General features: G+C 68.1%; 17 protein-coding genes. 1 reads left to right on the top strand and 16 read right to left on the bottom strand.

Annotated elements, in window-relative coordinates:
• Nucleotides 1-65: 65 nt before the first annotated feature.
• Nucleotides 66-794 carry a molecular chaperone gene (locus PEM_RS01335; protein WP_005415239.1) on the bottom strand — a complete coding sequence of 243 codons (729 nt, stop codon included), beginning with the start codon at nucleotides 792-794 and terminating at the stop codon, nucleotides 66-68.
• 85 nt (nucleotides 795-879) lie between these two features.
• Nucleotides 880-1,419 (bottom strand): fimbrial protein, encoded by a 540-nt coding sequence (locus PEM_RS01330; protein ID WP_005415238.1) that lies wholly within the window; start codon nucleotides 1,417-1,419, stop codon nucleotides 880-882.
• A gap of 459 nt (nucleotides 1,420-1,878) precedes the next feature.
• Here PEM_RS01330 and PEM_RS01325 point away from each other — a divergent pair, with 459 nt between their 5' ends.
• A complete protein-coding gene (locus PEM_RS01325) occupies nucleotides 1,879-2,244 on the top strand; it encodes a hypothetical protein (RefSeq protein WP_049414538.1) in 366 nt (121 codons plus the stop codon).
• A gap of 10 nt (nucleotides 2,245-2,254) precedes the next feature.
• Here PEM_RS01325 and pncB read toward each other — a convergent pair whose 3' ends face one another.
• The 14 genes from pncB to gspE form a co-directional block, all read right to left on the bottom strand.
• On the bottom strand, nucleotides 2,255-3,433 hold the full coding sequence (pncB, locus tag PEM_RS01320) for a nicotinate phosphoribosyltransferase (protein WP_005415236.1): 1,179 nt from the start codon (nucleotides 3,431-3,433) through the stop codon (nucleotides 2,255-2,257).
• 108 nt (nucleotides 3,434-3,541) lie between these two features.
• On the bottom strand, nucleotides 3,542-4,381 hold the full coding sequence (locus PEM_RS01315; protein ID WP_111128422.1) for a glycosyltransferase family 2 protein: 840 nt from the start codon (nucleotides 4,379-4,381) through the stop codon (nucleotides 3,542-3,544).
• Nucleotides 4,378-5,229, bottom strand: a complete 852-nt coding sequence (locus PEM_RS01310; RefSeq protein WP_065196237.1) for a glycosyltransferase — start codon at nucleotides 5,227-5,229, stop codon at nucleotides 4,378-4,380. The genes PEM_RS01315 and PEM_RS01310 overlap by 4 nt, the downstream gene beginning before the upstream one ends.
• Before the next feature lie 609 nt (nucleotides 5,230-5,838).
• Nucleotides 5,839-8,040, bottom strand: coding sequence for a type II secretion system secretin GspD (gspD, locus tag PEM_RS01300; protein ID WP_065186243.1), 2,202 nt, complete (start codon nucleotides 8,038-8,040; stop codon nucleotides 5,839-5,841).
• A gap of 9 nt (nucleotides 8,041-8,049) precedes the next feature.
• Nucleotides 8,050-8,838 carry a general secretion pathway protein GspN gene (locus tag PEM_RS01295; RefSeq protein WP_065196235.1) on the bottom strand — a complete coding sequence of 263 codons (789 nt, stop codon included), beginning with the start codon at nucleotides 8,836-8,838 and terminating at the stop codon, nucleotides 8,050-8,052.
• On the bottom strand, nucleotides 8,828-9,535 hold the full coding sequence (gene gspM, locus PEM_RS01290; protein WP_240431620.1) for a type II secretion system protein GspM: 708 nt from the start codon (nucleotides 9,533-9,535) through the stop codon (nucleotides 8,828-8,830). The genes PEM_RS01295 and gspM overlap by 11 nt, the downstream gene beginning before the upstream one ends.
• Entirely contained in the window at nucleotides 9,516-10,661 is a 1,146-nt protein-coding gene (locus PEM_RS01285; protein WP_065179642.1) for a PilN domain-containing protein, read from the bottom strand. The genes gspM and PEM_RS01285 overlap by 20 nt, the downstream gene beginning before the upstream one ends.
• Complete coding sequence (locus tag PEM_RS01280; protein ID WP_070489722.1) at nucleotides 10,658-11,521, bottom strand: type II secretion system protein GspK; 864 nt, start codon at nucleotides 11,519-11,521, stop codon at nucleotides 10,658-10,660. The genes PEM_RS01285 and PEM_RS01280 overlap by 4 nt, the downstream gene beginning before the upstream one ends.
• Nucleotides 11,518-12,150: a type II secretion system protein J gene (locus tag PEM_RS01275; RefSeq protein ID WP_069139473.1), complete on the bottom strand. Its 633-nt coding sequence runs from the start codon at nucleotides 12,148-12,150 to the stop codon at nucleotides 11,518-11,520. The genes PEM_RS01280 and PEM_RS01275 overlap by 4 nt, the downstream gene beginning before the upstream one ends.
• Complete coding sequence (locus tag PEM_RS01270) at nucleotides 12,147-12,566, bottom strand: prepilin-type N-terminal cleavage/methylation domain-containing protein (RefSeq protein ID WP_069139472.1); 420 nt, start codon at nucleotides 12,564-12,566, stop codon at nucleotides 12,147-12,149. Before PEM_RS01270 ends, PEM_RS01275 begins: the two co-directional genes overlap by 4 nt.
• Nucleotides 12,563-13,057, bottom strand: a complete 495-nt coding sequence (locus tag PEM_RS01265; RefSeq protein ID WP_111128425.1) for a GspH/FimT family pseudopilin — start codon at nucleotides 13,055-13,057, stop codon at nucleotides 12,563-12,565. The genes PEM_RS01270 and PEM_RS01265 overlap by 4 nt, the downstream gene beginning before the upstream one ends.
• A gap of 6 nt (nucleotides 13,058-13,063) precedes the next feature.
• A complete protein-coding gene (gene gspG, locus PEM_RS01260) occupies nucleotides 13,064-13,507 on the bottom strand; it encodes a type II secretion system major pseudopilin GspG (RefSeq protein ID WP_111128427.1) in 444 nt (147 codons plus the stop codon).
• A gap of 49 nt (nucleotides 13,508-13,556) precedes the next feature.
• Nucleotides 13,557-14,777 carry a type II secretion system F family protein gene (locus PEM_RS01255; RefSeq protein WP_111128428.1) on the bottom strand — a complete coding sequence of 407 codons (1,221 nt, stop codon included), beginning with the start codon at nucleotides 14,775-14,777 and terminating at the stop codon, nucleotides 13,557-13,559.
• Nucleotides 14,778-14,801: 24 nt separating this feature from the next.
• On the bottom strand, nucleotides 14,802-16,523 hold the full coding sequence (gene gspE / locus PEM_RS01250; RefSeq protein WP_053499707.1) for a type II secretion system ATPase GspE: 1,722 nt from the start codon (nucleotides 16,521-16,523) through the stop codon (nucleotides 14,802-14,804).
• Nucleotides 16,524-16,622 lie beyond the last annotated feature (99 nt).

Here is a 16,622-nt window from a genome sequence, read left to right as displayed (position 1 = left end):
ATTCCTTCAATTCGCCGCACGGCGGCGGTGGCGGGATGCGCAGGCCCATGGCCGGCGCGGCGCGTTCAGCTCCCGGTGCTGTCGAGGCGGACGGTGTGCTCGACCCGGCCGCCGTAATCGTTGATGGTGATGAAGCGCACCTGGTTGGTGCCCGCCGGCGCGGCGAACTCCAGGCTCTGCTTCGGCGCGACCATCGCGCCCTTGTCCTCGACGGCCTTTTCGCTGCTGCCGGTCACGGCATGCACTTCGGCCAGAGTGACGTGGAAGGGGCTCGGGTTTTCCACCCGCAGGCGGTCGCCATTGCGGGTCCAGCGCAGCGCTGCCGGTGCGTCGTTGGCGACGCCCTTCAGGCCCTGCGGCCGGTAGAAAAGCTTCAGGCGCGAACGGAACGCAACCTGCAGGTAATTCTGGTCACCACTGTCGGCGTTGTCCGGCGACGGCGGTACGTCCAGCACATTGAGCCAGAACACCGTCTCGCGATCGGTCGGCAGCTGTGCGCCGGAGAAGATCAGGCGCAGCGCCTGGCTGCGGCCCGGCTCGACGCGCGCGATCGGCGGCGTCAGCACGAACGGAGCATCACTGGTATCGGCGGTCTGGTTGGCGTCGCCACTGTCGATCCAGGCCTGGACCAGTGCGGGCGAGTCGCCCACGTTGTCGACCTGCACGGTGACTTCGCGCGCCTGTGCCGGGTAGATCACCCGCGTGCCATTGACCACCACGCCGGCCAGTGCGTTCTGGCAGAGGGGCAGCGTGAACGCTGCCAGCAGCAGCGCCCGGGGAAAGAGTGCTTTCATCGGAAGTACTACGCTCGAGGGGTGTGGCCAAGGGCCGCGGAGCACTGGCCGGCGCGTACGCCGGCCAATGCGGGTACGGCTACGATCAGTTGTAGATGATCGTGTACTTGACGCTGCTGGTGACGTCGCCCGGGGTGGCGGCGGCAGTGGCGTAGTACTCAGCGTAGTAGTTCAGGTCGGCCGAGCCGTCGGTGCCGACGGTGACCCACTGCGAGTTGGTCTGGGCCAGGCCAGCGCCAGCCGCCTTGATCGGCAGGAACTGGTTGTTCGAGCCCAGCAGCTGCAGCTGCACGTTGGTGGCAGCGTTGGCCGAGGCCTGGTTGACCAGGCGGCCGCTGTTGAAGTCGACGGTCGAACCCGGCTCGAAGTAGGTGGCGACGTTGCCGGCGCTGCACTTGGTCAGGTTGATGGCGAACGGGGTACGGCCCGCAACGGCACCGGCGGTAGCCAGGGTGTTCTTCGACACGGTCGGCAGGGTCACGGCGAAGTCCTTGCCGCCCGGGGTCGAGATGGTGCAGGTCTTGTCGGTCACCTTGCCATTGAAGGTGATGGTGCCGTCGGCGGCGTTGGCGGCCAGCGGAGCGGCGGCCAGCATCAGAGCGGCAATGAGGTTGATCTTGTGCATTCGCTTTTACCTAACCCTACTGAAGAGATGAGAAGTAGAGGAGGAAGCAAGGAGCACTGCCGGGCTAACAAGACCCATCCTTGCGTCTCACCTGTGGCCGGACTCGGACATACCTTCCCCTGAATCCGTGACGCAAGTATATGCACAAATGTGATGAAAGTCTCATTATTTTTCTGAACGCCAATTCATTGACGCTCTAATTGTGACGTGATAGGCGGAATCTGCGCCTGGGGGGCGTGAAAGATTTGACGACGGGGCCGCCAGGTCGCGGCCGACCGTGGATGACGCATTGAGAGGCGCGTTCGGCAGGCGCGGAAACAGGCCTTTTTCAGCCGGAAATCGCCTTATTTGATGCGCATCACTCTTTCTTGGTGATGGCCCTAGCAGATTCGGATTTGTCCTATTAAAGGCGGATCGAACCTGTCGCTAACTAGGACACACCGAACCAGAGAACGTGTCATGAGGAATTCCATTCTGCTGTGTGTGGCCCTGATGTCCGTCAGTGCGCTGGCCCAGGCCAGCAGCGGCAGCATCCGTTTCAGCGGCCGCATCGCCGAGCCGGGCTGCACGACGAACCTGTCCCAGGGTGAGCTGAGCCTGGCGGCCTGCCCGCCGTCGGCCAAGGGCTCGACGGTGGAAGTGACGGCACTGGCCGATGGCCAGGCGGCGACGCTGCGCGATGGCAAGCGCCAGGGCCAGAAGCTGTCGGTGTCGGCCAGCGCGATGCGCGCCGGCGATATCGCCTTCTCCGAGCGTTACAGCGTGCAGGCTTCGAAGCAGCAGCCGCTGCAGGGCGCCTACCTGGTGGTGGTCGACTACCTGTAAGCCGACGTATTTACGCCGGCGGCAGCTCGAAGACCTGGCGCAGGTAGGCCAGGTAACCCGGGTCGTCGCACATGCTCTTGCCCGGCGAATCGCTGAGCTTGGCCACCGGCTGGCCGTTGCAGCGGACCATCTTGATGACGATGTTGAGCGGTGTCGGGCCCAGGTCATTGGTCAGGTGGGTGCCGACACCGAACGCGACCTGGCAGCGACCGCGGAAGTAGTCGTACAGGCGCATGACCTTGGCGATGTCGAGCCCATCGCTGAACACCAGCACCTTGCTGCGCGGATCGACCCGGCGCTGCTGGAAGTGCGCCAGCATGCGGTCACCCCAGTCGAACGGATCGCCTGAGTCATGGCGCACACCGTCGAACAGCTTGCAGAAATACATGTCGAAGTCGCGCAGGAACGCGTCCAGGCCGACCACATCGGACAACGCGATGCCGAGGTCGCCGCGGTACTCGCGCGCCCAGGATTCCAGTGCCGCCACCTGCGAATCACGCAGGCGCGGGCCGAGCGCCTGGAACGCCTGCAGGTACTCGTGGGCCATGGTGCCGTGCGGGGTCATGCCGTACAGGCGCGCGAAGTGGACGTTGCTGGTGCCGACCAGCTGCGGGCCGAGCGCGTCGCGCAGCAGCGGCAGCAGCCGGGCATGCCAGTCACGCGAGTAGCGGCGACGGCTGCCATAGTCGGCGATGCGGCATTGTTCGAAGCCGGGGGTATCGCGCAGCAGCGCGGCCTTGGCCTGCAGGCGGCGCTCGCCTTCGGCGAAGTCGGCCGTGGTGGTGTTGCGGAACCAGACTTCGTTGATGATCGCCAGCAGCGGCACTTCAAACAGGATGGTGTGCAGCCACGGGCCGGTAATGTCCAGTTCGATCTCGCCGGGCACGGCCGTCGACGCGCGCAGCTGGATGTACTTGCGGTCGAGGTGGAACAGGCCGAGGAAATCGGCGAAATCCGGCTTCACGAAGCGCAGGCCACGCATGTAGTCCAGCTCCGCGTCGCTGAAGCGCAGGCTACACAGGTGGTCGATTTCTTCGTCGATCTGGTCGATGTAGCGGGCCAGGTCAATGCCGGGCGTACGGCACTTGAACCGGTACTGCACCTGGGCGCCGGGGTGCTGGTGCAGCACCGCCTGCATCATGGTGAACTTGTACAGGTCGGTGTCGAGCAGGGACTGGATGATAGGCATGGAGCGGATTATGCGCCCGGCAGGGTGAACCGGGGTGCCTGCGGCCACGCTCGGCTCACGGGGAACAGCATTGGTAGATCCACGCCATGCGTGGATGCTCCTGCGGCGCTACAGCGACCTGCGCAGCAGCCTCGGCACCAGCATCAGCGCATGCGCCCAGATCGCGGCCCACACCGCAACGCGTACCGGCAGCGAGCGCTGCCTGGCCTCGAACTTCTGGAAGTAACGCCACAGCCCCCTGTGCTTGTGCCATTCCACGAAGAATGGCCGCGAACGGCTGGAGACGCCGCGCACATGGGTAACCTGCAGGTCGTTGGCGATCGCCACCACCGCGCCGGCCTCGCGTGCGCGGCGGCACAGATCCAGGTCCTCGGCATGCAGGCGGTAACCCGCATCCCAGCCACCGATGCGCTCGAACAGGGTACGCGGCATCATCAGCAGCGCACCGGACAACGCCGGCACCGGCTGCACGGCCTGGTGCGGATCGCGCGGAACCGCCAGCTTCGAACCCTTGCCCGGCGAGCGCAGCATCAGCAGGAAATCCGGATCGCGACGGCGCACCGCTTCATCGGCGTGGCCGTGCTCGTCCACCTGCTCCACGCCCAGCAGGCAATCGCCCAGCACCTCGCCACGGCTGCGCAATTCGGTCAGGGTGTCCGGCTCAATCATCAGGTCCGGGTTGATGAAGGCCAGCCACGGGCTGTGCGAGTCGGCCACGCCCTGGTTGTTGGCGGCGGCAAAGCCGGGATTGTCCGGATTGCCGACGAAGCGCACGCGCGGGTCATGGCTGGCGTGCCGCTGCACGATGTCCAGCGTGCCATCCAGCGAACCATTGTCGATCACCCGGATCTCGGCGATGTCCTGCGCCTGGCGCAGGCGCGACAGGCAGGCATCGATGGTGCTGCCACTCTGGTAGGTGACGACGATGGCGGCAATGGCTGCATTCAAACGGGAGGCTCCGGCGCGGGCGGGACGAACAGGTCGCCCTGTTCCTTCGGCATTATCGCCTGCCGCATGCGCTGCTGCAGGTCGGCACGCAGACCGTGCAGTGGATCGTGCATCAGGAAATCGGCCAGCCGCGGCACCCAGGCCGGCCAGCGCGCGGCCAGGGCCTCCAGATCGCCATCGCGGCTGACCGCCTCTCCTGCCCGGCCGACGAACGCGGTCTCGCACAACACGTTGCGCCACCCCAGGCCCGCCATGCGCAGGCTCAGGTCGACCAGCGCGGCATTCCAGCCGGCATAGCTGTCCACGTCCAGGCCACCGGCACGGCGGCGCGCGTTGCCACGTACCAGCACCGCGTGGGTGACCGCCGATGGCAGCTCCGGGTGCAGCGTCGGCAATGTAGCGCAGGTATGCGCCAGCAAGGCCGGGTCATGGGGTTCGGGATTGATCTCGCCCAGCCGTGGCCACGCCGCGGTCTCGCCGGCATTGCACCAGGGGGTCGCGGTGGCAATGGCGGCATCGCGGGCGAATGCATCCTGCAACTGCTGCAACCAACCGGGCGACGGCACGCTGTCCGGCGCCAGCACGGCCACGTCCAGGCCATCGCAGGCGCGCAGCATCTCGTCCAGATGGGCAACCTCGCCCAGTGGGCGCGCGCGCCGGGTGTACTCGGCCTGCAGCGGCGTATGCGCCAACCAGTGCTCGACCACGGCCTGCGCACGCGGCCCTGCCTGCGCGTCATCGGCCAGCCAGACCGCGGTGCCCGGCGCGGTGCCGGCATCCAGTGCGGCCAGGCAGCGGTCGAGCGCGGCATCGTCCACGCACAGCGGCAACAACACGATCGCCCCCATCCCGCCTCCGTGGTTGTCGGTGGCTACAGCGTAGCACCGGGAGGGTATCGGCCGGGTTGCACCCGGCACCCGCGGTAGTGCCGGCCGCTGGCCGGCAGCAGCCGAAGCAGAAGCTGGGTTCCTGCGGGATGGCGGGGTGGGTCCGGTTGCGGGGGACGCCGTAAACCCATCCTTGGGGGCTTGGCCGCGGCATCCATGCCGCGGACACCCCCGCGACCGGACCCACCCCGCCTTCGACAGATTTCTTCGCCCTGCCAGCAAAGCCTGGGGTCAGATCCGTTTTCCACAGGAAAACGGATCTGACCCCATTTCCTGATTTCGAAATCTGACAGACAGTCATCCACGCATGGCGTGGATCTACCGTGTCGACCAAGGTCGACACCTACCAACAGCTCCGGGCTGCCGCCTGAAACGGCTTCATGGCGTCCGTTTTCAGGGGGCCAGATCAGTGAGCCGCATGGATGCGGCGACCAAGCCCCCATGGATGGGTTTACGGCGTCCCCGCAAACCCACAGTGCCCCGCCATCCCTCAGTAAACCCGCTGTTGCTTTGGCTGTTGCCGTTGCTCTGGCCTCTGCGGGTGCCGGGCGCCGCCCGGCCGTAAACCCCTTACTTCTTCGCGCGCGGCTGGTTCAGCGGCTCCATCGCGCGGAAGCGCTTGCTGTACTCATCGGTCAGGTTGCGCGATTCCTGGCTGTTGCGGACGATGGTCGGGGTCAGCAGCACGATCACTTCCGAACGACGGCTGGTGCGGGTCTTCTGCCCGAACAACGCACCGACCACCGGGATCCTGCTCAGGCCCGGAATGCCGCTGCTGCCATCGGTGGCCGAGTCGGTGATCAGGCCCGCCAGCATGATGGTGTCGCCGCTCTGTACCGCCGCTTCGGTGGACAGCTTCTTGGTCGAGATGCGCGGGTTGCAGTTGCGCTCGTTCGGATTGCAGGCGTCCGGCACGTCGGAAGCGCTGCTGACCTCCTGCACGATATCCAGGAACACAGTGCCATCGCGGGTCACGCGCGGGCGTACCTTGAGGATCACGCCCGTGTCGATGTACTGCACCGAGCTGTAGGTGCTGGTGCCCACGCCGGTGTTCACCGTGGTGGTGTTGATCGGCACCTTGTCGCCAACGTTGAGCGTGGCCTCGGCGTTGTTGCGCACGAACACCGACGGTGTCTGCAGCAGGCGCAGGTCGGTGACCTTGTCCAGCGCGCTGACCACGGCGGCCGCGTTGTGGCCGGTGAACGCCCAGCCCACGCCGTCGTTGCCAGTGACACCGCCGGCGAAGGTATTCCACGAACCACCCGCTGCCGGCGGCAGGGTCAGGCCTGCCAGTGCGCCGGTCAGCGCGCGACCAGCCACGGCGTTGTCGAAGAACCAGTTCACGCCATACTTCAGGTCACCGGTCAGCGCGACTTCGGCCACCTGTGCCTCGATGTGCACCTGCAGCGGCATCACGTCCAGCTTTTCGATCACCTCGCGGATCGAGCGCCAGGCCTGCGGCGTCGAGCGAACCAGCAGGGTGTTGGTCTCCTCCACCGCCGACACGCCGACGCGGTCGCCCTCCACTTCCAGGCTGACACTGACGTTGCCGGGCTGGCGCTGCGGCAGGTTCAGGCTGCCGTTGCTGCTGCTACTGCCACTGCTCCCGCCCAGCGTCGAGCCGAGGGTGCTGCTGTTGTTGTCCATGCCACGATCGCCGTCACCGCCCAGCTGCGACGGGATGGCGCCCGGTGCCAGTGAGGCCGGGCCGGAGCCGCCGCGGTTGCCACTGCTGGCGAAGGCCTCGCTGAGGCGCTCGGCCAGGTCGCGTGCCTTGATGTAGCGCAGCTCGTAGGAGAACAGGCGGGCGCTGCCACCTGCGGTGTCGATGCGATCCAGCCACTGCTGGATCTGGTCCAGGTAGCGTACCTGCGGCGTGATCACCAGCACGGCGTTGGCGTTCTCCAGCGGCAGGAAACGGAACATGCCAGCACTGGGCGTCTTGCTCTCTTCGCCGAACACCTTTTCCAGGTCGGCCGCGACCTGCTCAGCCTTGCCCGACTGGATCGGGAACACGCCCACCGACATGCCCGACAACCAGTCGACGTCGAAGATCTCGACGGTGCGCAGGTAGTTTTCCAGTTCTGCGCGCGTACCACCGAGGGTGATCACGTTGCGGCCGCTGTCCACGTTGACGATGGCGTTGGGGCGCGCATACGGCTCCAGCACCTTCTTCATCTCGGTGGCCGAGATGAACTGCAGGGGGACCACGCGGACCTCGAAGCCGCGTGCGCTGGCCGCCGGCGCGGTGCTCGGCGCGACCGTGCCGGCCAGCGCCTGGTCGGCGGCGACGATGTTGTAGCGCCCACCGCTGTAGACCATGCGTGCGTTGTTCCAGCCCAGCACCATCTCCAGCAGGTTCAGCGCCTGCGCCGGCGAGACCGGCTTGGGCGTGGCCAGGGTGACCGTGCCCTGCACGCCCGGTGCGATCACGTAGTTCTGGCCAAGCATGTCACCAAGGATGGCCTTGACCACCGCATGCAGCGATTCGCCTTCGAAGTTGAAGGTGGCCTCGCCGGTGCTGGCGCCATGCAGCGCCGGTGCCGGTGCGCGCGCGGCCTCACGGTTGATCATGGTGCCGGTGCCGCGGCGGATCACCGCCTGCGGTGCGCCCTGGCTCTCGCGGGCGGCATCGGCGGCGACGTCGGCTGCCTGGCCGGCATCGGCACTGGGCGACAGGTTGCCGTTGCGCTGCACGTGCGGCGCGGACACCGTACTGCAGCCGACCAGCAGCGCGAGGGCAAAGGACCAGGGAAGAAAACGCAGGTTCATGCATTCACTCTATCGGTTGGTGCCATCGCCCGGGGGCGGCGACGGTTGTTGCTGCTGTTGTTGCAGCTGGCGGCGACGGGCCTGGATGCGTTCGCGGATGGCCTGCATCTGCGCTTCGCTGGGACCGTTGTTGTTGGCCGGTGGTGTTTTTGCAGCTGACGCCGCAGGCGTGGGGGCATTGCCGGCGGGCGGCGTCGATGGGGTTGCCGCGACCGGTGGCGGCGCCGGCGGAGCACCCGCCGAAGGCGGCACGACGATCGCGCCTGCAGGCGGTACACCGTTGGCACCGCGCAGCACCGTCGGCGGCTCACCGCCCTGGCCGTTGAACACGGCCAGTTCCAGGACCTGGTTGCCACCGGGGCCGATCACCGTCGCCTGGCGCGGCTGCAGCGCGACCAGCTGCCAGCCATCCACGGCTTCGCCGTTGAGACGCAGGCGCAGCGAGCGGTTCTGTTCGGTGGTGAAGGTGGCCATGCCGAAATCGCCGGTCAGCAGCACGCCGGTCAGGCGCAACGCGGCACTGGCCGCCGGTTCGCTGCCCCCCAGCAGATAGGGCCGCGGCCTGCGGTCTTCGGCGAATAGCGGGCGCTCACCGATCGCGCTGTAGCTGTCGGCGCTGGCCATGCGCTCTGCAGCCAGCGGCGGCAGCGATGGCAGCGATGGCGCGGCGTCGGCATCACCGTCGGCGCCCGGCAGCTGGCTGCCCAGCCCGAACACGGTTGACAGCCAGACCGCCGCCGCCCAGCCGGCCAGTGCCAGCAGGAAGCCGGTACGCAGGCTGATCTGCTCAAGCTTCATCGGCCACCTCCGGCCCTTCGGACGGGGGCGCCGGCTGGGGCGCAGGCGTGGCCTCGGCCGGCGACGTGGACGGTGCCGGTGCCGCAGCGGGTGCCGGTACCGTGCCGTCGGCGGCGGCGCCTGGCAGCAGATAGCCGGCCAGCTCGAAGGACACATCCAGGCCCAGCCCCGATTCGTTCGGCGATTGCTGGAAGCGCTGCGCGATCAGGTTGAGGTTGTCGACGAACAGGCGGGGGCTGCCGGTTTCGAGGCTGTGCAGCACGGTGGCCAGTTCGGCCACGCCGCAGCGCAGGCGCACCTGCATGGCGACGCGCACGAACTCGGCATCGCGCCGGTTGTCGGTCAGCGGCGTGCGGTTGCTGATGGTGCAGCTGCGGTTGCCCGGGCTGGCCATCGCGACTGCATCCTGCAGCCGGGCGCCCAATGCAGCGGCGGCAGCTTCGGCCGTGGCTTCGCGCAGGAAGCCTGGCCGCTGCTGCAGTGCCTCGCGGGTAGCGCGAAGGCGCTTTTCGATCTGCGGCTGCTGCTGCAGCTGCGCCTGCACGCGCGACTCGCGTTCGCGCAGGGCGGCGACATCGGCATCGATCGCACGCAGCGGCTGGGTGAACCAGGGGTGCACCAGCAGCAGATAAGCCAGGCCCAGCACTGCCAGCAGCAGTGCCAGCGCCAACCAGCGATCACGGCGTGCGCTTGGCATCGGCATCGGCCGCCTCCGGGGTCGGTGCTGCGGCCGGCAACGGCTGCAGTTCGGCGGTCATGGTGAAGCGGTCGCGGCCACTGGCCGCGCCATCGGCCTGCAGCACCCCGGTCAGGTTGACCTTGCGCCACTGCGGTGCGTCCTGCAGCAGCTGCACCAGCTGCGATGCTTCGCGGCTCAGGCCGATCAGCTGCAGGTTGTTGTTCTCGATCGCCAGCTTTTCCAGGTAGGTGCCTTCCGGCAGGCGCCGGGTCAGTTCGTTCCAGATCTCCACCGTACCGGCGCGCTGGCTGCGCTGCTTCTCAAGGAACGCAGCACCATCGATCAGCGCCTGCAGCTGCGCGCGTTCGCTGGCCACGCCACGCGCGCTGCGCGCGCTGCGCTCGACCTGCGCACGCAGTTCGTCGGCGGCGGCCTGGCGGTTGTCCAGCAACTGCACCGCGGCCAGTACCAGCATCACGACGGATGCCGCTGCCAGCAGCAGGTTCCAGCGCCGCATCGGGTCTGGCCGCAATTGGCGCTGCGCGGGCGGCAGCAGGTTCACCTGCAACACGTTGCCCTGCGCATCGATGGCATCGACGCCGGCCAGCGCATCGGCCCATTGGCCCACCCGCGTGCGCCATGCTTCCAGCTGCCGCAGTGGCCACGCCACCAGTTCGACCTGCAACTGCCCTTCGCCGCCCGCGCCGAGTTCACGCACGTCATAGCTGACCTGGGACGCTTCGAACGGGGTCTGCCGGTCGATTTCGAAACCGACCACGGCACGCAGGCGGTCAGCCGCCGCGGCGGGCAGGCGCAGCGTGCGCCGCAGCACATCCGCCGCGGGCAGCAGCCACACCCGGGGCAGGCTGCGCAGGCGCGGCTCGAGTACCCGGTCCAGTTCCACCGGCGACAGCGGCCACGGCAGGCGCGCCACCACTTCGCGGCGTTCACCGGCCTCACGCCAGACCTGCAGCTGGTCGCTCTCAGGCTGCAGCAACAGGCGGGCCTGGCCCCAGCCCAACGCCCATTGCCAGCGCACCGGTACCCAGGCCAGCAGCGACTGCCGCCACCAGCGCAGGAAGCGGCCAGCACCCGGGCCGATCCGGCCCTGCACTTGCCGCAGACTGTCCTGCCACGCCGTCATCTTGCTGTCATTCCCTGCTCCCAGCGAAGCACTGTGTAGGTCCGCCCGGGAACCCCGCCCGAGCCACTGCGTACCACTGCCTGCAACACCGACCTGCGTCCACTGCTGTCGATGGCAGCGGACTCGATACTATAGGTGCCGCTGCTGCTGGCAAGCGTTGTCGTACCACCAGCGGAATCTGCATCACGCTCCTGCTGTGCGCGCTGCGCCATCACCCTGTCCGCATCCAGCCCCAGCGCGGTCAGCACCGGCGCACTGGCGAACTGCGGATCCGGCCGGGCCTGGCGGCTGTACAGGGTCAGGTGCGGCAACATCGCCCGGTACAGCGTGCCGCGCATGCCCAGCACGCGCTGCAGCTCGCCCAGGGTCTCGAAGCGCTTGTTGCGTGGGCCATAGGGCAACCCGGCTGCGGCGTAGTCCTGCGCTTCAGCACCACCGCCCGGCTGCAGCAGGCTATCCTCGTCACGCCAGTCGATGATGGCCGCCGCCAGCTGCCGGGCCTGGGCATCGTCTTCACCCAGCGCCTTGAGGAAGGCGGCCAGCAGCGCGGCGTCGGCCAGGTTCAGGTTGATCTTGCCGTTCTCGTCCAGCACCTTGATCTCGATGCTGGCGTCGTCGAACTGCCAGCGATAGGTCCGGCCATCGGCACGCCAGGGCGCGCGCTGCGGATCGGCCGACAGGCGCAGCAGGGCATATTCGAGGCCGGCACGCGCACGTTCCTGCCCGCGTGCATCGTCATCCAGCACGCGCTGCTGCAGGTGTTCGACCCGTGCGCTCAGCGCGAATGCGCCGACCAGCGCGGTCATCAACGCGATCAGCCACAGCACCAGCACCAATGCCGCCCCAGCCTGACGCCTCATCGCGCGCCTCCGCTGCCACCGGCGCGCAGCGCCACCACCAGCGGTGGCCACGGCGCTCCACGGGCCGGCACGATCTGGATCTCCACCAGCATCGGCAGGCGGCGGGTGTCGTCCCAGCGCGGCATCCAGTCGGTCACCTGCCCAGTGCTGGCATCGATACCCCGATAGCGCAGCTGCACCGACTTCAGGTTCTCCACCAGCACCTCGGGCGGGCGCGGTGGATTCTCGGCGATGCGCTCGCCTTCCTGCAGCAGCACCAGGTCCAGCAGCAGGCGCTGTTGGCCATCGCGTCCGTCGACCTGCAGCGCGTGCAGGTAGGGGCCGCCACGGCCGAGGTAGCCGGGCAGGTCGGCGGCGAACAACATGCGTTGCTCCTCCCCTTGGAAGAAGACCGGTTCGCGGGTGGGGTCCGGAACCTCCAGCGGGGTGCGCAGCGCGCCCGCCAGCTGCCTGCGAAGCAAGGACTCGACCGCGCGCATGCGTTCGCTCTCGGCGGCGATCTGCTCGCCACGCTGGCTGACCGCCATCGCCGAGCGCACGCTGGCAAAGGCCAACGCCAGGCCGCCGGCCAGCAGCACGGTGGCCAGCATCACTTCGACCAGGGTGAACCCTGCGGCGCGGCGCCTCACCGGGCATTCTCCAGGTCGGGCGGCAACAGGCGCAGGCTGCGCCAGCGCAGCTGCTCGCGTTCGCTGTCACCCCAACGCACCTGCAATTGCAGCTCTGCCAGCCATGGGATCCCCGGTGACGTGGCCTGCACGACATTGCCAGCGCGTGGTTCCACCCACGGCTGAACCTGCAGTTCCCAGTGATAGCGCCCCTGTTCCCAGTCACCCTGCTGGCTGCCCACCTGCAGCGGTGCGTCGACGCCGGCCTCGGCCAGCAACGACTGTGCATGCAGCACCGCGCGCGTGCGCAGCTCGGCATCGCGCACCTGTTTTGCGCCGCCGGACAGGCTGCCCAGCAGCAGGGTCAACGCCAGGCCCAGCAGGGCGAAGGCGATGATCACTTCCAGCAGGGTGAAGCCACGCGCGCGCCGCTTCATTGCGCCCGCCAGGGGCCGGAGCGGACCTCGCCGGTGAGCCAGCCGACGTCGACGCGCCATTCGGCGCCGTCGCGCTGCAACCGGATGCGGCCACCGCTGGAGCCACCATCGGGATGGAATTCGATCACGCCCTGCCCCGGCGCGGTGGCCAGCTGTGCGGCACCTTCGAACTGCACCTGCAGCTGTACGGGCACCTCACCGTGGCGCTGGTTGGCGCCTTCCCAGCGCCGCCGCGCCGGCTCGATGACGAAGCGCTGCGGTTCACCGCGGGCGATCGCCTGCGCGCGCACCATGCGCAGCTGGCTGGCGATGTCCTTGCCTGCGCTGCGCAGCTGCATGCCGGCGAAGCCGCGCGACAGGCCAGCGGCGGTGATCAGGCCGATCGCCGCGATCAGTGCGATCACCAGCAGCATTTCCAGCAGCGACAGTCCCGCCGCGCGCCTGCCGTGCAGGCGCGGGTGGGGCAACCGGCGCGGCAGGAAATACGTCATGCGCGGTTACGGCTGGTAGCGGATGTCAGCGTCGACGCTGCTGCCGCCGGCCTTGCCATCCTTGCCCAGGCTGACCAGCTCATAGGGCTGGCCTTCGCCCGGTGCGCGGTATTCCAGGGCGTGGCCCCACGGGTCGTTCAGGTCGACCGGCTTGGCGTACGGGCCGAGCCAGCCGCCAACACCGGCCGGTGCGGTCACCAGGTCATTGAGCGAGCCGGGCAGCTTGCCGGTGTCGATCTGGTAGTTGTCGATCTTGGACGCCACGGTCTGCACCTGCGCCTTGGCGATGTTGGCCTTGCCACGGTCGGCACCGCCCAGCACGCGGCTGGCGACCAGGGTCAGCACCGCGCCGATCAGCACGATGACGATGATGATTTCCAGCAGGCTCATGCCCGACTGGTTGCGCGCGGCGGTGAAGGAAAGGCGGATCGGTCGGCGACGGGCAATCATGGACGGTCCTTTCAGTTGCGGAGTATCGGGGTTGCAGGGAGTGCCATCGTCAACCGATGGCATTGGTCAGGTCGTACAGCGGCACCAGCACGGCCACGATCACCGCGCCCACCACCGAGGCCAGCACCAGGGTGATCGCCGGCACCATCGCCGCCAGCAGGCGGTCGATGCGCCGGGCACTATCCTGTTCGAAGGTGTCGGCGGCCTTCAGCAGCATGGTATCGAGGGCGCCGGATTCCTCGCCGACCTGGATCATCTGCAGGGCCAGGCGCGGGAAGCGCTTGCCGCGCGACAGTGCCAGCGACAGGCCGGCACCATTTTTCACTTCATCGGCGGCCGCTTCCATATCGGCGGCCAGCGCGCGGTTGCCCAGTACGTTGCGCGCGATGCCCAGTGCGCCCAGCAGGGGTACGCCGTTGCGCAGCAGGGTGCCCAGCGTGCGCGCCAGGCGCGCGGTCTCCAGTTCACCGACGAGACGGCCGATGCCACGGCGCTGCAGCAGCCAACCATCCAGCGCCAGCCGGAACGCCGGTTGCCGCGCCTTGCGCTCGAAGAACAGCGCCAGCAGCGCCGGCACCACCAGCAGCAGCACCCACCAGTCGCGCACGAACAGGCCCAGCTGCAGCACCGCATTGGTGAACCACGGCAGCGCCACGTCCAGGCTCTCGTACATCTGCGCGAACTGCGGCACCACGTAGCCAAGCAGGAACAGCAGCGCACCGCCCACCACCACCAGCAGGATCGCCGGGTAGACCAGCGCGTTGATGACCTTGCCCTGCAGCGCGCGGCTGCGCTCCAGGTAGTCGGCCAGGCGTTGCAGGGTTTCATGCAGGCTGCCGCCGGCTTCGCCGGCGCGCACCATGTTCACGTAAAGGCGCGAGAACAGCCCATGCTGGCGTTCCAGCGCGGTGGACAGCGGTGCACCGCCGCGCACCACGTCGCGGATGTCGGTGATCGCGCGGCGCGATCGTTCGTCCTCGGGCAACCCCAGCAGGATCGACAGCGCGCGATCCAGCGGCTGGCCGGCACCGAGCAGGGTCGCCAGCTGCTGGGTGAACTGCAGCAGGGCGGCGCCCTGCAGGGGGCGCTGCTGCAGCAGGTTGCGCCAGCTGCGGCCGCCGATCGCGCCGGCGTCGGCCAGCTGCGTCTCCATCGGCAGGTGGCCCTGGTCCTGCAGGCGCGCGATCAGCTCGGCCTCGCTGGCCGCTTCCATCTGCCCGTCGAAGACCTCACCGTGCGGATTGAGCGCCTTGTAGCGGTAGTTCGGCATGTCAGCCCCTGCGTCCTGCGCGCATCAGCTTTCCTCGGTCACGCGCAGCACTTCCTCGATGGTGGTCTGTCCGCTCAGCGCCTTGGACAGGCCATCCTCGTACATGGTGCGCATGCCGGCTTCGCGGGCGATGCGCTCGATCTCGCCCATGCCATCGCGACGCATCACCGCACGCCGCAGCGCATCGTTCATCACCAGGAATTCCATGATGGTGGTACGCCCCAGGTAGCCGGTCGGCGCCAGCGCCGAGGGCTTCGGGCGGTAAAGGTGGATCGGTCCCTCCGGCTGCAGGCGGCGAAGCTCGAAGCGTTCGATCTCCTCTGGCGAGGCTGCGTAGCGTTCGGCATGGGTGGGCTCCAGCCGGCGCACCAGGCGCTGGGCCAGGATGCCGTTGATGGTCGAGGTGAGCAGGTAATCCTCCACGCCCATGTCGAGCAGGCGGGTGATGCCACCGGCCGCATTGTTGGTGTGCAGGGTGGACAGCACCAGGTGGCCGGTCAGTGCCGACTGGATGGCGATGCGCGCGGTTTCCAGGTCGCGCATTTCACCGATCATGATGATGTCCGGATCCTGGCGGACGATGCTGCGCAGCGCGTTGGCGAAATCCAGGCCGATCTGCGGCTTGGCCTGGATCTGGTTGATGCCCTCGATCTGGTACTCGACCGGATCTTCCACCGTGATGATCTTGACGTCGGCGGTGTTGAGCTGGCTCAGCGCGGTGTACAGCGTGGTGGTCTTGCCCGAGCCGGTCGGCCCGGTCACCAGCAGGATGCCGTGCGGCTGTTCCAGCACCTTGCGGAACTGCGGCAGGAAGGCGTCGGTGAAGCCGAGCCGGTGGAAATCGAAGACCACCGTTTCGCGGTCCAGCAGGCGCATCACCACGCTTTCGCCATGCGCGGTAGGCACGGTACTCACGCGCAGGTCCAGCTCCTTGCCCTGCACGCGCAGCATGATGCGGCCGTCCTGCGGCAGGCGGCGCTCGGCGATGTTGAGCCGGGCCATGATCTTGATGCGGCTGATCACCGCGGCGGTGAGATTGGCCGGCGGGCTCTCGCCCTCCACCAGCACGCCATCAACCCGGTAGCGGACTTTCAACCGGCTCTCGAACGGTTCGACATGGATATCCGAAGCGCGCAGTTCCACCGCACGCTGGATCACCAGGTTGACCAGACGGATCACCGGCGCTTCCGAAGCGAGGTCGCGCAGGTGCTCGATATCGTCGACCGCGCCGCCCTCGCCATCGGCGGTTTCCACGATCGCGCCCATCGCGCTGCGGCCCTGGCCGAACCAGCGCTCGACCAGGTCATCGATCTCCGCGCGCATGCCCAGCACCGGTGTCACCGGAACCCCCAGCGCCAACTGCACGGCCTGCTGCGGATAGGCATCGTGGGCATCGGCCAGCCACAGACGCACCCCGTGTTCATTCAACTCCAGCGGGCACACATGGAACTGCTTCAGGAAACGCAGCGACAGCGGCAGTCCTTCGGCCAGCGCCTGCGGCGGGGCCTCCGGCACCTGCTTGCCCTCCAGCAGCGGCAGGCCCAGCACCTCGGCGCTGGCCTGTGCCTGGTCGCGTTCAGACACCAGGCCCAGGCGCACCAGCAGGCCCAGCAGGCTGCCGCCGGCCTCGGCGTGCAGCGGCCGCGCGCGCGCCAGGTCTCCTTCCTTGAGCCGGCCGCGTGCCAGCAGCGCATCCAGGATGCGGCCTTCGGCATCGTCGGTAACGGTTGCAGCGAGCGCGTTCACGTGACTCTCCTGTCAATCGGACCGACTTTAGCAGTTAAGCCATGATTTCCGCCGCCCTGCCGCCAGCTTTCGTAAAAAGACGAAGCCCGTCACACAGGA

The sequence above is a fragment of the Stenotrophomonas sp. Pemsol genome, from assembly GCF_003586545.1.
Classification (GTDB): domain Bacteria; phylum Pseudomonadota; class Gammaproteobacteria; order Xanthomonadales; family Xanthomonadaceae; genus Stenotrophomonas; species Stenotrophomonas sepilia.
Note: the sequence above shows the minus strand (reverse complement) of the source record. Positions and strands in the feature narration are given on the sequence as shown.

Coding starts and splice junctions, on each gene's coding strand:
- PEM_RS01335 (WP_005415239.1), bottom strand. CDS start 794: ATGAAAGCACTCTTTCCCCGGGCGCTGCTGCTGGCAGCGTTCACGCTG.
- PEM_RS01330 (WP_005415238.1), bottom strand. CDS start 1,419: ATGCACAAGATCAACCTCATTGCCGCTCTGATGCTGGCCGCCGCTCCG.
- PEM_RS01325 (WP_049414538.1), top strand. CDS start 1,879: ATGAGGAATTCCATTCTGCTGTGTGTGGCCCTGATGTCCGTCAGTGCG.
- pncB (WP_005415236.1), bottom strand. CDS start 3,433: ATGCCTATCATCCAGTCCCTGCTCGACACCGACCTGTACAAGTTCACC.
- PEM_RS01310 (WP_065196237.1), bottom strand. CDS start 5,229: ATGGGGGCGATCGTGTTGTTGCCGCTGTGCGTGGACGATGCCGCGCTC.
- gspD (WP_065186243.1), bottom strand. CDS start 8,040: ATGAACCTGCGTTTTCTTCCCTGGTCCTTTGCCCTCGCGCTGCTGGTC.
- PEM_RS01295 (WP_065196235.1), bottom strand. CDS start 8,838: ATGAAGCTTGAGCAGATCAGCCTGCGTACCGGCTTCCTGCTGGCACTG.
- gspM (WP_240431620.1), bottom strand. CDS start 9,535: ATGCCAAGCGCACGCCGTGATCGCTGGTTGGCGCTGGCACTGCTGCTG.
- PEM_RS01285 (WP_065179642.1), bottom strand. CDS start 10,661: ATGACGGCGTGGCAGGACAGTCTGCGGCAAGTGCAGGGCCGGATCGGC.
- PEM_RS01280 (WP_070489722.1), bottom strand. CDS start 11,521: ATGAGGCGTCAGGCTGGGGCGGCATTGGTGCTGGTGCTGTGGCTGATC.
- PEM_RS01270 (WP_069139472.1), bottom strand. CDS start 12,566: ATGAAGCGGCGCGCGCGTGGCTTCACCCTGCTGGAAGTGATCATCGCC.
- PEM_RS01265 (WP_111128425.1), bottom strand. CDS start 13,057: ATGACGTATTTCCTGCCGCGCCGGTTGCCCCACCCGCGCCTGCACGGC.
- gspG (WP_111128427.1), bottom strand. CDS start 13,507: ATGATTGCCCGTCGCCGACCGATCCGCCTTTCCTTCACCGCCGCGCGC.
- PEM_RS01255 (WP_111128428.1), bottom strand. CDS start 14,777: ATGCCGAACTACCGCTACAAGGCGCTCAATCCGCACGGTGAGGTCTTC.